This window comes from Allobosea psychrotolerans, from assembly GCF_002917105.1.
GTDB classification, from domain to species: domain Bacteria; phylum Pseudomonadota; class Alphaproteobacteria; order Rhizobiales; family Beijerinckiaceae; genus Allobosea; species Allobosea psychrotolerans.
Map to the genome: position 1 here is coordinate 404,699 of NZ_PQFZ01000002.1, position 13,855 is coordinate 418,553.

At 65.8% G+C, this 13,855-nt stretch carries 14 protein-coding genes; 5 read left to right on the forward strand and 9 right to left on the reverse strand.

Annotated features, from left to right (window positions below):
* Entirely contained in the window at positions 1–2,529 is a 2,529-nt protein-coding gene (gene clpA / locus CYD53_RS04950; protein ID WP_103716984.1) for an ATP-dependent Clp protease ATP-binding subunit ClpA, read from the reverse strand.
* A 61-nt stretch (positions 2,530–2,590) separates the two neighbouring features.
* Positions 2,591–2,932 (reverse strand): ATP-dependent Clp protease adapter ClpS, encoded by a 342-nt coding sequence (gene clpS / locus CYD53_RS04955; protein WP_069693843.1) that lies wholly within the window; start codon positions 2,930–2,932, stop codon positions 2,591–2,593.
* A gap of 267 nt (positions 2,933–3,199) precedes the next feature.
* Between clpS and kdsA the strand changes: the two genes are divergently transcribed.
* Together kdsA and CYD53_RS04965 are read left to right on the forward strand one after the other, a co-directional pair.
* Positions 3,200–4,069, forward strand: a complete 870-nt coding sequence (kdsA, locus tag CYD53_RS04960) for a 3-deoxy-8-phosphooctulonate synthase (RefSeq protein ID WP_103716985.1) — start codon at positions 3,200–3,202, stop codon at positions 4,067–4,069.
* Positions 4,062–5,264, forward strand: coding sequence for an MFS transporter (locus tag CYD53_RS04965; RefSeq protein WP_103716986.1), 1,203 nt, complete (start codon positions 4,062–4,064; stop codon positions 5,262–5,264). The genes kdsA and CYD53_RS04965 overlap by 8 nt, the downstream gene beginning before the upstream one ends.
* Here the strand turns inward: CYD53_RS04965 and queF are convergent, their stop codons facing one another.
* Entirely contained in the window at positions 5,265–5,720 is a 456-nt protein-coding gene (gene queF / locus CYD53_RS04970; protein WP_092166021.1) for a preQ(1) synthase, read from the reverse strand.
* A 129-nt stretch (positions 5,721–5,849) separates the two neighbouring features.
* Here queF and eno point away from each other — a divergent pair, with 129 nt between their 5' ends.
* Positions 5,850–7,133 carry a phosphopyruvate hydratase gene (gene eno / locus CYD53_RS04975; protein WP_103716987.1) on the forward strand — a complete coding sequence of 428 codons (1,284 nt, stop codon included), beginning with the start codon at positions 5,850–5,852 and terminating at the stop codon, positions 7,131–7,133.
* Between the two features lie 122 nt (positions 7,134–7,255).
* Here eno and CYD53_RS04980 read toward each other — a convergent pair whose 3' ends face one another.
* Entirely contained in the window at positions 7,256–7,954 is a 699-nt protein-coding gene (locus CYD53_RS04980; RefSeq protein ID WP_103716988.1) for a hypothetical protein, read from the reverse strand.
* A gap of 228 nt (positions 7,955–8,182) precedes the next feature.
* Here CYD53_RS04980 and CYD53_RS04985 point away from each other — a divergent pair, with 228 nt between their 5' ends.
* On the forward strand, positions 8,183–9,142 hold the full coding sequence (locus CYD53_RS04985; RefSeq protein ID WP_181011714.1) for a DMT family transporter: 960 nt from the start codon (positions 8,183–8,185) through the stop codon (positions 9,140–9,142).
* On the opposite strand, the gene CYD53_RS04990 is transcribed toward CYD53_RS04985, so the two are convergent.
* From CYD53_RS04990 to CYD53_RS05000, 3 genes are read right to left on the reverse strand one after another with little or no spacing between them, the layout of a single operon-like run.
* Positions 9,065–9,850, reverse strand: a complete 786-nt coding sequence (locus tag CYD53_RS04990; RefSeq protein WP_245928083.1) for a hypothetical protein — start codon at positions 9,848–9,850, stop codon at positions 9,065–9,067. The two genes, CYD53_RS04985 and CYD53_RS04990, sit on opposite strands and share 78 nt — an antisense overlap.
* Positions 9,847–11,010, reverse strand: a complete 1,164-nt coding sequence (tgt, locus tag CYD53_RS04995; protein WP_181011715.1) for a tRNA guanosine(34) transglycosylase Tgt — start codon at positions 11,008–11,010, stop codon at positions 9,847–9,849. The genes CYD53_RS04990 and tgt overlap by 4 nt, the downstream gene beginning before the upstream one ends.
* A gap of 52 nt (positions 11,011–11,062) precedes the next feature.
* Positions 11,063–11,926 (reverse strand): LysR family transcriptional regulator, encoded by an 864-nt coding sequence (locus CYD53_RS05000; protein WP_103716990.1) that lies wholly within the window; start codon positions 11,924–11,926, stop codon positions 11,063–11,065.
* A gap of 125 nt (positions 11,927–12,051) precedes the next feature.
* On the opposite strand from CYD53_RS05000, the gene CYD53_RS05005 reads away from it, so the two are divergent.
* Positions 12,052–12,960, forward strand: a complete 909-nt coding sequence (locus CYD53_RS05005) for a DMT family transporter (RefSeq protein WP_103716991.1) — start codon at positions 12,052–12,054, stop codon at positions 12,958–12,960.
* On the opposite strand, the gene CYD53_RS05010 is transcribed toward CYD53_RS05005, so the two are convergent.
* Together CYD53_RS05010 and CYD53_RS05015 are read right to left on the reverse strand one after the other, a co-directional pair.
* On the reverse strand, positions 12,939–13,286 hold the full coding sequence (locus CYD53_RS05010; protein ID WP_103716992.1) for an ArsC family reductase: 348 nt from the start codon (positions 13,284–13,286) through the stop codon (positions 12,939–12,941). The two genes, CYD53_RS05005 and CYD53_RS05010, sit on opposite strands and share 22 nt — an antisense overlap.
* 17 nt (positions 13,287–13,303) lie before the next feature.
* The gene (locus tag CYD53_RS05015) at positions 13,304–13,801 is read right to left on the reverse strand and encodes a peptide deformylase (protein WP_103716993.1); all 498 of its coding nucleotides are present in this window, start codon (positions 13,799–13,801) and stop codon (positions 13,304–13,306) included.
* Positions 13,802–13,855 lie beyond the last annotated feature (54 nt).

Sequence of the window (13,855 nt, forward strand, 5' to 3'; positions counted from 1 at the left end):
TCAGGCCTTGGTCAGAGGAACTTTCGGCACGGTCCTGACAAGACGCTGCGTCTTCGGTGCCTCGGGGGCGCCGCCGGGCTTGCCAGCGGAGCCGCCTTTGGCAGGTCTCTTCGGTGATGTCGAGACCGAAGGCTCGCTCGCCGCCTTGGCGCGCGGCTTGCGCTCGCGCTTTTCACCTGCTGCGGCGACGTCCTTTTCGGGCTTCGGCTTCACCGGCCCTTCCGGGAACTCTAGCCCCAGGACCTTGATGCCGGTCTCGGACTGGACGACCACGACCTTCACCGCGCCGCCATGCTTCAGGCGTCCGAACAGCACTTCGTCGGCGAGCGGCGTCTTGATGGTCTGCTGGATCAGGCGAGCCATCGGGCGGGCGCCCATCGCCTCGTCATAGCCGTTCTCGACCAGCCATTCGCGCGCCTCGTCGCTGAGTTCGATCGTGACGTTGCGGTCGGCAAGCTGGGCCTCGAGCTGAAGCACGAACTTGTCGACGACGCGGGCCACGACCGTCTTCGGCAGATGGCTGAAGGAGACGACGGCATCGAGCCGGTTGCGGAACTCGGGCGCGAACAGCTTGTTGATCGCCTCTGTGTCGTCGCCCTCGCGCTTCTGGCGGGTGAAGCCATAGGCGTTGCGGGCCATGTCGGCGGCGCCGGCATTGGTCGTCATGATCAGGATGACGTTCCTGAAATCGACCTGCTTGCCGTTATTGTCGGTCAGTTTGCCGTGGTCCATGACCTGCAACAGGATGTTGAACAGGTCGGGATGGGCCTTTTCGATCTCGTCGAGCAGCAGCACCGAATGCGGATGCTGGTCGATCTTGTCGGTCAACAGCCCGCCCTGATCGAAGCCGACATAGCCGGGAGGCGCGCCGATCAGCCGCGAAACGGTGTGGCGCTCCATATATTCGGACATGTCGAAGCGCACGAGCTCGACGCCCAGCGACGAGGCGAGCTGGCGTGCGACCTCGGTCTTGCCGACACCGGTTGGGCCGGCAAAGAGATAGCAGCCGATCGGCTTCTCGCCGTCGCGCAGGCCGGCGCGCGCCAGCTTGATCGACGATGACAAGGCCTCGATCGCCTTTTCCTGGCCGTAGACGGTGCGCTTCAGCGTGCTCTCGAGATTGCGCAGCACCTCGGCGTCGTCCTTGGAGACGGTCTTGGCCGGGATACGCGCCATCGTCGCGATGGCGGCCTCGACCTCCTTCACGCCGATGACCTTCTTGCGCTTGTTCTCGGGCACCAGCATCTGCGAGGCGCCGGTCTCGTCGATGACGTCGATCGCCTTGTCCGGCAGCTTGCGGTCATGGATGTAGCGGGCCGAGAGCTCGACCGCCGCCTTGATGGCGTCGGCCGTGTAGCGCAGCTTGTGGAACTCTTCGAAATAGGGCTTCAGCCCCTTCAGGATCTCGATCGCATCGGGGATCGACGGCTCGTTGACGTCGATCTTCTGGAAGCGGCGCACGAGCGCCCGGTCCTTCTCGAAATACTGGCGATATTCCTTGTAAGTGGTCGAGCCGATGCAGCGCAGTCCGCCGGAGGCCAAAGCCGGCTTGAGCAAATTGGAGGCGTCCATCGCGCCGCCCGAGGTCGCGCCCGCGCCGATCACCGTATGGATCTCGTCGATGAACATGATCGCCTTGGGATGGGCCTCGATCTCCTTCATCACCTGCTTGAGGCGTTCCTCGAAATCGCCGCGATAGCGCGTGCCTGCGAGCAGCGTGCCCATGTCCAGCGAGAACACGGTCGCGTCCTCCAGAACCTCCGGCACCTCGCCGCGGATGATCTTGAGCGCCAGGCCCTCTGCGATGGCGGTCTTGCCGACACCGGGCTCGCCGACCAGCAGCGGGTTGTTCTTCTGCCGGCGGCAAAGAATCTGGATGGTGCGCTGGACCTCGGCCTCGCGCCCGATCAGCGGATCGATGCGGCCGTCGCGTGCCTTGCGGTTGAGGTTGACGCAATAGGCGTCGAGCGCGCTTTCCTTCTTCTTCTTGTCCTTGTCGGCGTCGTTGCCCTGGTCGGCGGCACGGGAATCGCGCTGCTGCTCGGGCTCTTCCTCGACGCCGCGCACGGGCTTGCTCTCGCTCGCGCCGGGGCGCTTGGCGATGCCGTGGCTGATGTAGTTGACCGCGTCGTAGCGGGTCATGTCCTGCTCCTGCAGGAAATAGGCAGCGTGGCTCTCGCGCTCGGCGAACATGGCGACAAGCACGTTTGCACCGGTCACTTCCTCGCGGCCCGAGGATTGGACGTGGATCACCGCGCGCTGGATCACGCGCTGGAAGCCCGCCGTCGGCTTGGAATCGTCGCGCCCGTCGGTAACAAGGTTGGTCAGCTCCGCGTCGATGTAATCGACGAGATTGCGCCGCAGCGTGTCGAGATCGACACTGCAGGCACGCATGACCGCCGCCGCGTCCTGGTCGTCGACCAACGCGAGCAGGAGATGTTCCAGCGTGGCGTATTCGTGGTGGCGTTCATTGGCGAGGGCAAGAGCCCGGTGAAGCGCCTGTTCGAGACTGCGCGAGAAACTCGGCACGGATAGCGCTCCTATTCCGATGTCAGAGGTGAGACCGAATCCAGATCGTCCAAACGCAAGGCTACTTCTTCTCCATCACGCATTGCAGCGGGTGCATGTGCTTGCGTGCAAGATCCATGACGAGTGTCACCTTGGTCTCGGCGACCTCGTATGTGAAGACACCGCATTCGCCGACGCCGTTCTGATGCACATGCATCATGATCAGCGTCGCCTCGGCGCGGTCCTTGTTGAAGAAGCGTTCGAGAACGTGAACGACGAACTCCATCGGCGTGTAGTCATCGTTCAGCAGCAGCACCCGGTAGAGGTTGGGCTTGCGCGTCCGCGTCCGCGTCAGGACGGCCGTCCCTGTCCCGTCCCGACCGCCATCCGACGGTGCGTTGGGGCGCTTGGGGCGCTCGACCATCTCGGCGGACGAACGTGGCGCAATCACGGCACGCCGATCCGCGCCGCCCCTTGCCTCACCCGTCATCGTCGCTGCTGTTCTCAAGATCGTTTCCCGGCGTTCCCACCCGACATAATGCTTCGTCTGCGAATTTACAGACCTCGCGGCTGCTTCGCCAGTCCGTTTGGCGTGATGCCTCCCAAGATTGCAGCGCACGGCAGCTCTCGCTTGACCCGCCCATGCCCCGGACCTAAGCCCGGCGGGCATCGTCGCCCAGGAATCTTGCCCATGACCGCCAACGCCATCGTCAGCATCGGCGCCGACCTCGCCCGGCCGGTCCGTTTCGGCAACAGCCTGCCGCTTTCGTTGATCGCCGGTCCCTGCCAGATGGAAAGCCGCGAGCATGCGCTCGAAATGGCCTTCGCCCTGAAGGAGATCTCGGAACGTCTGGACATCGGCATCGTCTTCAAGACCTCCTTCGACAAGGCCAACCGCACCAGCGCCCGGGGCCAGCGCGGCATGGGTCTCGAGGCCGCCCTGCCCGTCTTCGCCGAGATCCGCGCGCGCACCGGCATGCCCATGCTCACCGACGTGCATGAAGCGAGCCAATGCGCCGCCGTCGCCGAGATCGTCGACGTGCTGCAGATCCCGGCCTTTCTCTGCCGCCAGACCGATCTCCTGGTAGCGGCGGCCAAGACCGGCCGCGTCGTCAACGTCAAGAAGGGCCAGTTCCTAGCGCCCTGGGACATGGTCAATGTCGCCGCCAAGATCACCGAGAGCGGCAATCCCAATGTCATGCTGACCGAGCGCGGCGCCTCCTTCGGCTACAACACGCTCGTCTCCGACATGCGCAGCCTTCCGATCATGGCCGAGATCGGCGCGCCGGTGATCTTCGACGCCACCCATTCGGTGCAGCAGCCGGGCGGCAAGGGCTCCTCCTCCGGCGGGCAGCGCGAATTCGTGCCGGTGCTGGCCCGGGCCGCCGTCGCTGTCGGGGTCGCCGGCGTCTTCATCGAGACCCATCCCGATCCGGACACGGCCCCCTCGGACGGCCCCAACATGGTGCCGCTCGCCGACTTCCCTGCGCTCATCGCAGAGCTGCAAGGCTTTGACCGGCTTGCCAAGGCACGAGCCTTGCCTACGCTGGCTTATGTCTGAAAGCTCTGCCGCCGCGCCAAGCCCTGCCTCGCTACGCTCACTCATCCTCGTTCTTGGAGCCTGCGGCTTCGCATCGACCTTCACGATGCGGATCGTCGACCCGCTGATCCCGACGCTGGCGAACGAATTCGCACAGACAGTGCCGCAGATCGTGGCGATGGTGACGGCGTTCTCGCTGTCTTACGCGCTGGGCCAGCCTTTCCTCGGTCCGATCGCCGATTCGATCGGCAAGGTGCGCACCATCCTGATCTGCCTGACCGTCCTGGCCACGCTCTCGACCATCGCAGCCTTCTCCTGGTCCTACGAGGCGATGACAGTGCTGCGCGCGCTGACCGGCATCGCCTCGGGCGGCGTCATTCCCATCGCAATGGCGGCGATCGGCGATCGTGCCCCGATGCAGGAGCGCCAGGTCGCGCTCGGCCGCTTCCTCGTTCTGATGATCGTGGGGCAGATGTCGGGTTCGGCCTGCTCCGGGCTGATCGCGACCCATGCCGGTTGGCGCGCGGCCTTCCTGTCGGCGGCGGCGATCGCTGTCCTGGCGGCACTTCTCGTCGCATTCGTGTTGAAGCCGCGCCGCAATGTCGCGCGCCAGCCCTTGAGCCTCTCCGGCGCGATCGCGAACTACAAGACGGTGTTCTCAAACCCCAAGACCAAGCTGCTCTACGGCCTCGTCGTCACCGAAGGCACACTGCTCTTCGGCATCCCGTCCTATGTCGCCGCGATCCTGGCCGAACGCTCGGGGGTCGGCCCCGCACAAGCCGGCCTCGCCATCGCCGGCATGGGCTTCGGTTGCCTGGTTTACGGGCTTCTGACCAGGATCCTGGTCGAGCGCCTTGGCCCCTCGCTGATGACGCGCGTCGGCGGGGCCATCTGCGCCTGTGCGCTCGCGCTGTTTGCCTTCGACTGGCCCTGGTGGAGCGCCGTCATCCTGTTCAGCTTCCAGGGTTTCGGCTTCTTCCTGCTGCACGGCACCTTCCAGGCGCAGGCGACGGAACTGGCGCCGAGCGTGCGCGGATCGGCGGTCGCCCTCTTCGCCTGCTGCTTCTTTCTTGGTCAGGCGATGGGGCCGGTGGTGATGGGCGTGCTGATGCACCTCATCGGCACCAGCGCCGCCATCGTGATCTTCGCCATCGCGATCGCCACGCTCGGGCAGCTCACGCCGCGCATTCTGCCGCTGGCCGGCAGCCGAACCTGATCAGCGGCCGCGATAGGGCGCAACGCCCTGATCGGGCAACCAGAGGCCCTTGGGCGGCTCCCCCGTCTGCCAGAACACGTCGATCGGAATGCCGCCGCGCGGATACCAGTAGCCGCCGATGCGGAACCAGACCGGCTGCAACAGTTCGACCAGCGTCTTGCCGATATTGACGGTGCAGTCCTCGTGGAAGGCGCCATGGTTGCGGAAAGCGCCGAGATAGAGCTTCAGCGACTTGGATTCGACCAGCCAGTCGCCCGGCAGATAGTCGATCACCAGGATGCCGAAATCGGGCTGGCCGGTGACCGGGCAGATCGAGGTGAATTCCGGGCAGGTGAAGCGGGCGAGATAGTTCGTGCCGGCATGGGGATTGGGCACGCGGTCGAGGCGCGCCTCCTCCGGCGAGGCGGGCAAGGCGCTGTGCTGGCCGAGCTGCAGGGTCGAGGCGTCGAGGGTCATCGCGAATGCTCCTTGAAGGCGGCCTTTTATGACCTCGGAGCCGCAAACGCCACCCGCCCCTTTCCGTTCGGCGCTGCGTTGGCTAGAAGCGCGCCATCACTCCTGTCCTGCCGTTCTCCGGAGCCTCCCATGACCGCGATCATCGACATCATCGGCCGTCAGATCCTCGACAGCCGCGGCAACCCGACCGTCGAGGTCGATGTCGTGCTCGAAGACGGCTCGATGGGCCGCGCCGCCGTTCCCTCCGGCGCCTCGACCGGCGCGCATGAGGCTGTCGAGCTGCGCGACGGTGACAAGAGCCGCTATCTCGGCAAGGGCGTGCTCAAGGCGGTCGAGGCCGTCAATGTCGCGATCGCCGAACAGCTCGTCGCCATGGACGCCGAGGATCAGGTTGCCATCGACGCGGCGATGATCGAGCTCGACGGCACCCCCAACAAGTCGAAGCTGGGCGCCAACGCCATCCTCGGCGTCTCGCTCGCCGTCGCCAAGGCCGCCGCCGAAGCCTCGGGCCTGGCGCTCTACCGCTATGTCGGCGGCACGCAGGCGCGTGTCCTGCCTGTGCCGATGATGAACATCGTCAATGGCGGCGCCCATGCCGACAATCCGATCGACTTCCAGGAGTTCATGGTCATGCCGATCGGCGCGCCCTCCTTCGCGGAGGCGCTGCGCATGGGCTCGGAGATCTTCCACACGCTCAAGAAGGCGCTGCACGATGCCGGCCACAACACCAATGTCGGCGATGAGGGCGGCTTCGCGCCGAACCTGAAATCGGCGGAAGCCGCGCTCGATTTCGTCATGCAGGCGGTCGAGAAGGCCGGCTACAAGCCCGGCGAGGACATCGCGCTGGCGCTCGATTGCGCCGCAACCGAGTTCTTCAAGGACGGCTCCTATGTCTATGAAGGCGAGCGCAAAACCCGCGACCCCAAGGCACAGGCCAAGTACCTCGCCAAGCTCGTCGGCAATTATCCGATCGTCTCGATCGAGGACGGCATGGCCGAGGACGACTGGGAGGGCTGGAAGGCGCTGACTGACGCGATCGGCTCGCAGTGCCAGCTCGTCGGCGACGACCTCTTCGTCACGAACGTGACGCGCCTGTCGCGCGGCATCAAGGCGAAGACGGCAAACTCGATCCTGGTCAAGGTCAACCAGATCGGCACGCTGACCGAGACGCTGGCCGCCGTCGAGATGGCGCAGCGCGCCGGCTATACCGCCGTGATGTCGCATCGCTCGGGCGAGACCGAGGATTCGACCATCGCCGATCTCTCGGTCGCGACCAATTGCGGGCAGATCAAGACGGGCTCGCTCGCCCGATCCGACCGGACGGCGAAATACAACCAGCTCCTGCGCATCGAGGAAGAGCTGGGCGCCCAGGCGGTCTATGCCGGACGTGGCGCGCTGAAGGCCCTCGCCTGAGGCACTCAAGCGTTTTCGCGCGAAGCGACTACCGGTTCGCGCGAAAAAAAATGCGATAAAACAAGCAGCTAGAGCGTTTTCGCGATTCGGAGAAACGCGGAAATGCTCTAGACCCAAACCTGCTAAAGGCGCGGCAACAGGCTGGACGCTCGCGACAGCGTCCAGAAACCCGCCGCGCCGACGGTTCCAACAGCGCTCGACATGACGTCGCCGACGCGCGCAACCGACGCGGGCACGGCCCGGCCGAGGATCGTCGGCGCCGTCCGCGCCACAGCCACGGGTTCGATCCCGTCCGACACTGCAGCGGCTTCGACCACCTGGACGGCCGGCAAGATCAATCGCGGCGCCGCTTCCGCGACCTGATGCTGGCGCTCGCCGGCCGGCGCGGTCTTCTCACCCGCAGACGCGGTCTTGCGGACCGGAGGCAGCACCTGCGCCGTCCGCGCATGAACCTCCGCAGTCACGACCGGGCTGGGCTGAGGCGCCGGCGGCAATCCGATCTCGGGCTGCGCCCAGGCCACCGCCATAGGCATCGCCGAAGCAGCCGGCACGATCAGGCCGCGCGCACTGAGCGATTGCGTCAGCGCCTCGCCGCCCCCCGCATCGTGATGGCGCTCCCTGATCTTGCCATCCGGCGCGACGGGAGAGACCCAGCCCTGAGATTCGGCCTTCGCCGCGATAAGGCCGGGTGCGGTCGTGACCGCATCGGGCAAGGCGAGAAAAGCCGCCGCGACCGCAGACGCCACGATCGAGACCGCGGCCTGGTTGCCGACATGGCCGACAAAGCGCTTCGAACCGGCGAAGACGGAGGAAAGGGACATATTCGGTTCTCCATGAACCTGCCCAGGGAACCGCCTGCAGCCGGCGCGAGAAAGGCTGAAGCAAGGTGCAATTGCGATCGATTATCTCGGTTTGTTTCTGCCGCGCCGCAAAGTCTCTGCTGCACTGCGAAAAATCGCACAGCTCCCATGCATCCCACCCTCTAACGGCGGAGACGACCGAAGCGATAACAAGGGATCATGCACAAGCCCGCACCGCTTTCGGAGTCCATGCTGGCGCGAGACCGCCTGCGCTGGCGGCTCGCCTTCGGCGGCATGGTCGTGGCCATGGTGATCTTCGGCGCGAACTTCGTCGTCAGCCGGCAGGCCATCCTCAACGGACTCAGCCCGCATGACTTGCTGGCGCTGCGCTTCGGCACGGCCGGGCTCATCCTGCTGCCGACCTTCCTTTCCGGCGGCTTCTCCACTTGCGGAGGGGTGGGCTGGGGCCGGGGCGCCACGCTCGCGATCATGAGCGGGCTGCCGATGAGCTATCTGCTGCTGACCGGGCTGGCCTATGCGCCCGCAGCCCATGGCGCGACGATCGGCCCGGGACTGGTGACGGTGATCGGCATCGTCGGCGGCGTCGTTCTGTTCGCTACGGTGCTGACACGGCAGCTCGTCCTCGGAATCGGCGCGGTGCTGTTCGGGCTCGCCTGCCTTGCCGTCGCCGGCAGCACGCACACCAATCCCACGATCCTTCTCGGCGATCTCTGCTTTCTCGGCGTCGGGCTGATCTGGGGATGCTACCCCTTGCTGATCCAGCTCTGGCGCGTCGATGCGCTGAAGGCGACCGCGATCGTCTCGGTGCTGTCGATGGCCTACCTGCCCTTTTACGCGCTGTTCTATTTTCGCGGCTTCGATGTCGCGCCCTGGTGGGTCATCGCGCTGCACGCCATCAATCAGGGCGTGCTCAACGTGATCCTGGGCCTGTGGATCTGGAGCTGGGCCGCGCGCGTGCTGGGCCCGGCCGTGGTCGGCCGTTTCCCGCCGATGATCCCCGTCATCGGCACGCTGCTGGGCATCCCCGTCCTTGGCGAAATCCCCAGCGGCCTCCAGATCGCCGGTATCGGGCTGATCATCGGCGGCTTGTTCGTCGCATCCTGGCGGCGCTCAGCCCCGGCCGCGCTTGAGCTGCATCAGGCCGAGATTCCAGACTATGCAGATGGCGAGCGCCAGGCCCAGCGATAGGCCGGAACCGAGCGCCACGGCGCTGAGATGGACGCTGCCGATCGCCAGCCCGAAGCCGATCAGCCCGAGTGCGCTGTTGGCGATGACGGCCGCCATGGCCGGCCCGCCGATGCGCGGCTGAAGCATCGCGATCATGCTCGACAGCACGACCGGAAACGCGGCGAGCACGCCCGACCAGGCCGGGCCGACATGGCTGCTGACGGTGGTGACGGTGCCCGCCAGCATGGCGACAGCGCCCGCGCGCAACGGGATCGCATACCAGGGCCGGGCCGACACCGCCTTCGGCCGCGCCGCGAGATAGGGCCGGAACAGCCGGTGCAGCGCGCCGAAGCCGACGACGGTGGCGCAGATCAGAACGATGAAGGATGGTTCGAGCGCCCGCAGCGTCATCGCGGCGATCAACCAGGCCGCCAGCGCCGCACCAAGGCTGAGCAGCGTGCCGAAGCGCTGAGCCAGCAGGACATAGGCCAGCGACAACCCGGTATTGGCGAGATTGGCGGACATGCTGCCAAGCGCACCGGCAGCCAGGAAAGCAGGCTCGTGCTCCAGGGCGAGGAAGACATAGACCGGTCCCGCCGAGATCGGCAGCGTCGCGATCATCGCCGCGACCATCGGCCCGGAGCGCTCTGCCAGCAGCGAACAGCCGACGACGACCGACGCAGCGACCGCCATCTTGGCGAATAGCAGGATGAACCAGGGATCAATCACGCCGGCTCGCCGACGGTTTCTCCCCGCGCCCAGCCTTCCTTGGTCTCGGCGATGAACTCCTGGAGCCGCCCCTCGGCAATCGCGGCGCGCAGGCCCGCCATCAGCTCCTGATAATAAGCGAGATTGACCCAGGTCAGCAGCATCTTGCCGAGCATCTCCTCGGACTTGACAAGGTGGTGCAGATAGGCGCGTGCGTAGCCATTGGCAGCTTGGCAGGATGATTGCGGGTCGATCGGCCGCGGATCCTCGGCATGCTTGGCGTTCTTCAGATTCATCCGGCCGAAGCGCGTGAAGATCTGGCCATGGCGGCCGGCGCGCGTCGGCATCACGCAATCGAACATGTCGATGCCGCGCGAGACCGCCTCGACGAGATCATCGGGCGTGCCGACGCCCATCAGATAGCGCGGCTTCTCCGTCGGAAGATGCGGTTCGACCGTCTCGATCATCGCGAGCATGACATCCTGCGGCTCGCCGACAGCCAGCCCGCCGATGGCGTAGCCCTTGAGATCCATGGCGACGAGTTCGCGCGCACTCTCGATCCTGAGCGCCGGCACGGCCCCGCCCTGGACGATGCCGAAGAGCGCCCGCCCTGCCGGATTGCCGAAGGCTGCCTTGCAGCGTTCCGCCCAGCGCAGCGACAGACGCATCGCTTTTTCCGCCACCTTGTCCTCGCAAGGCAGCGAGACGCATTCATCGAGCTGCATCACGATGTCGGAGCCGAGCAGGTTCTGGATCTCGACCGAGCGCTCGGGGGTGAGCACATGCTTCGAGCCGTCGATATGCGACTGGAAGGTGACGCCCTCCTCCGTCAGCTTGCGCAGCTGGGAGAGCGACATCACCTGGAAGCCGCCGGAATCAGTCAGGATCGGGTGCGGCCAGTTCATGAACTTGTGCAGGCCGCCGAGTTTCGCCACGCGCTCCGCGCCGGGCCGCAGCATCAGATGATAGGTGTTGCCGAGCACGACATCGGCGCCGAGCGCCTTGACCTGTTCGGGATACATGCCCTTGACGGTCGCTGCGGTGCCGACCGGCATGAAGGCGGGCGTCCGAATGACGCCGCGCGGCATGCGGATCTCGCCGGTGCGGGCGGCACCGTCGCGGGCAGCGAGATGGAAGCTGAAATCGGTCACCGTGGCGCCGGCTATCTTGGAGTTGGTCATCATGGCGCTGCGAGGTAGCGCAGCGCGGAGCGCAGCGAAAGGGCCCGCTCCGTTATTGCGGCTCCTCCTTGGCCAGGGCCGCGACCAAATGACGAGCCAACGCCGAAGCCGCCGGCGTCGGCTCCTCACTGAGGTGCAGCCGGATATCTGCCGCCGGAAGCCCAGGCAAACCATCATCGGCGCCCAGCATCCGCAGGCTGGAGGGGCAGGTGCCGGCCTTGACTACAGTCACCGCGAGCCCGGCCGCGGCAATGGCCTCGGCCGCGCCAAGGCTGTGATTGACGAAGGCGAGGCGCCAGGGCACGCCCGCCGCATCCAGCGCCGTCATGGCCCATTGCCGGAACAGACAGCCCTGCGGATAAAGCGCCACCGGCAGCGGGCTGAGCGACAACGCCGAATGCGTTGCTCCGACTGCCCAGGCCGCCTGCTCACGACGCAGGAAGGTGCCGCCGCCTTGCCCCTGCGGGTGCATGGCAATGACGAGATCGAAGTTTTCGCCGAGGCGCTCGGTCATGGCCGCAGTGAGGCCGGTCTGCATCTCGATCTGAATGCAGGGGAAATGCGCGACGAAAGTCGCTAGCGCGGGCGGCACCAGCAGCGTTCCGTAATCCTCCATGACGCCGAGCCGGACCCGGCCTTCAAGGCGGCTTTCGCCGAGGCGCGCGATCGCTTCCCGGTTCATCGCCAGAATCCGGCGGGCATAGCCGAGCAGCGACTCGCCCGAAGCGCTTAGCGCAACATGTGCCGTGCTGCGCTGGAAGAGCTCGTGCCCCAACCTCTGCTCCAGCCGCTTCACTTGCATGCTCACGGCCGACTGGGTGCGATTGAGCTTCGCGGCCGCGCGAGTGAACGACTGCAGGTCGGCCACGGCCAGGAAGGCCTGAAGCAGGGCGGGATCGAGAGCAACGTCCTTCATAATGATCCTTGATGAAGCCTATCCCATAAATTCCATTCCCTGAAAGGTATGGTCTCCCGCACAAGCGAAGCAAGCGGAAGCGCCGAGGATCGACGGCAAGGATCGACGGGCAAGGATCAACGCGTATGAGCGAAATCATCGGCGTGCTGGCGGCGATACTGTCGAGTGCGATCGGAGGCACGTCCATCGCCGCGACCCGCTATGTCGTCGGGCACACAGATCCGCTGACGCTCGGAGCGCTACGCTTCGGCATCGGCTTCATCGGGCTTCTGCCGCTTGCCTTGCTGCAAAGCGAACGCTGGCCAGCGCGGGCGGACTGGGCCTATCTGATCGCGTTGGGGAGCCTGTTCTTCGGACTCTTCCCAATCCTGTTCAACGCCTCGCTGATATACACGACAGCAGCGCGCGGCGCGCTCGCCCTGTCGACCTTGCCGCTGTTGACCATGGCGGTTGCGGCGCTGCTCCGGGTCGAGCCGCTCACACCGCAGAAATCGTTCGGCGTCCTGATCGCCATGGCAGGCGTGGCGCTCGCCTTGCTCAGCGGATTGGAGCACGCACCGACCGGCGCCTGGCGCGGCGATCTCATGATGATGGCCGCCGCCATGTGCATGGCGCTCTATAGTGTCTGGTCGCGCCCGTTGATCCGCCGCTCAGGAGCCACGACCTTCACGACACTGGCGATGGCCACGGGCGCCTGCGAGCTGATCGCATTGTCGGCGTTCGGCGGTGGCTTGCAGCGCGTGGCTCAGACCGGCCCCGAGCAATGGCTCGCCTTCGCCTATATCGGCCTTGCCGGCAGCGCGCTCGCGTTTTTCCTCTGGTCGTTTGCGCTGGGGCGCACCTCACCGACGCGCGTGGCGGTTTCCGTCACCGTCAATCCGGTGATGGCCGCTTTGACAGGGGCATGGCTGCTCGACGAAGCCGTGGGCTGGAATGTCATCCTGGGACTGGTCGCGGTCATCCTCGGAATCGGGCTGGCGACGATCACCTGGCCGACCAATGGCAGACGGCCTCAGCCCAGCGCGTCAGCATAGACCTCCGGCTTGAAACCCACCAGCGTCTTGCCGCCGAGATCGAGCACCGGGCGCTTGATCATCGAGGGCTGGGCCAGCATCAGCGCGATTGCCTTCCCGGCATCCAGCCCCTGCTTGTCGGCATCAGGCAAAGCGCGAAAGGTCGTGCCGGAGCGGTTGAGCACCGTTTCCCAGCCATGCTCATCGACCCAGCGCATCAGGGAGGCGCGATCTATGCCACTGGCCTTGTAGTCATGGAAGGCATGGGCGACGCCACGCGCCTCCAGCCAGTTGCGCGCCTTCTTCATCGTGTCGCAGTTCTTGATGCCGTAAATCGTGATCGTCATATCCGCCTCGAATCCCTTCAGCGCCGCGCCAATTTCTCATAGCGCTTGATCAACCGCTCGCGCTTCAGGCGCGAAAGCCTGTGAATCCAGAACATGCCGTCGAGCTGGTCGATCTCATGCTGGAGACAGACCGCGAGCAAGCCCTCGGCATCCTCAGAGTGCTCGCTGCCGTCCTGGTCCCGGTAGCGGACCGACAACTTCGCATGCCGCTCGACCTCCTCGGTCATGCCGGGCATGGAAATACTGCCCTCCTCCTGTCGGATCATCTCCCGGGAAGCCTGGACGATCTCCGGATTGATATAGATCCGGACGCCATCTGCACCCGACAGCTCGATCACGACGACACGCCGCGCGCAGCCGATATGCGGCGCCGTGATGCCGATGCCGGGAGCTGCCCGCATCGTGTCGACGAGATCCGTGACAAGCGCGCCGAGCTCATCGTCGAAATCGACGACCGGCTCGGCCGGCAAGCGCAGCCGCGCATCGGGATAGCTGACGATCGCGCGCACCGTCATGGCGAGCCGACCGCTTCGCTACCACCTGCAAGCCGCTTCACCGCAACCTCGTTC

Coding starts and splice junctions, on each gene's coding strand:
- clpS (WP_069693843.1), bottom strand. CDS start 2,932: ATGGTCGAGCGCCCCAAGCGCCCCAACGCACCGTCGGATGGCGGTCGG.
- kdsA (WP_103716985.1), top strand. CDS start 3,200: ATGACCGCCAACGCCATCGTCAGCATCGGCGCCGACCTCGCCCGGCCG.
- CYD53_RS04965 (WP_103716986.1), top strand. CDS start 4,062: ATGTCTGAAAGCTCTGCCGCCGCGCCAAGCCCTGCCTCGCTACGCTCA.
- queF (WP_092166021.1), bottom strand. CDS start 5,720: ATGACCCTCGACGCCTCGACCCTGCAGCTCGGCCAGCACAGCGCCTTG.
- eno (WP_103716987.1), top strand. CDS start 5,850: ATGACCGCGATCATCGACATCATCGGCCGTCAGATCCTCGACAGCCGC.
- CYD53_RS04980 (WP_103716988.1), bottom strand. CDS start 7,954: ATGTCCCTTTCCTCCGTCTTCGCCGGTTCGAAGCGCTTTGTCGGCCAT.
- CYD53_RS04985 (WP_181011714.1), top strand. CDS start 8,183: ATGCTGGCGCGAGACCGCCTGCGCTGGCGGCTCGCCTTCGGCGGCATG.
- tgt (WP_181011715.1), bottom strand. CDS start 11,010: ATGACCAACTCCAAGATAGCCGGCGCCACGGTGACCGATTTCAGCTTC.
- CYD53_RS05000 (WP_103716990.1), bottom strand. CDS start 11,926: ATGAAGGACGTTGCTCTCGATCCCGCCCTGCTTCAGGCCTTCCTGGCC.
- CYD53_RS05005 (WP_103716991.1), top strand. CDS start 12,052: ATGAGCGAAATCATCGGCGTGCTGGCGGCGATACTGTCGAGTGCGATC.
- CYD53_RS05010 (WP_103716992.1), bottom strand. CDS start 13,286: ATGACGATCACGATTTACGGCATCAAGAACTGCGACACGATGAAGAAG.
- CYD53_RS05015 (WP_103716993.1), bottom strand. CDS start 13,801: ATGACGGTGCGCGCGATCGTCAGCTATCCCGATGCGCGGCTGCGCTTG.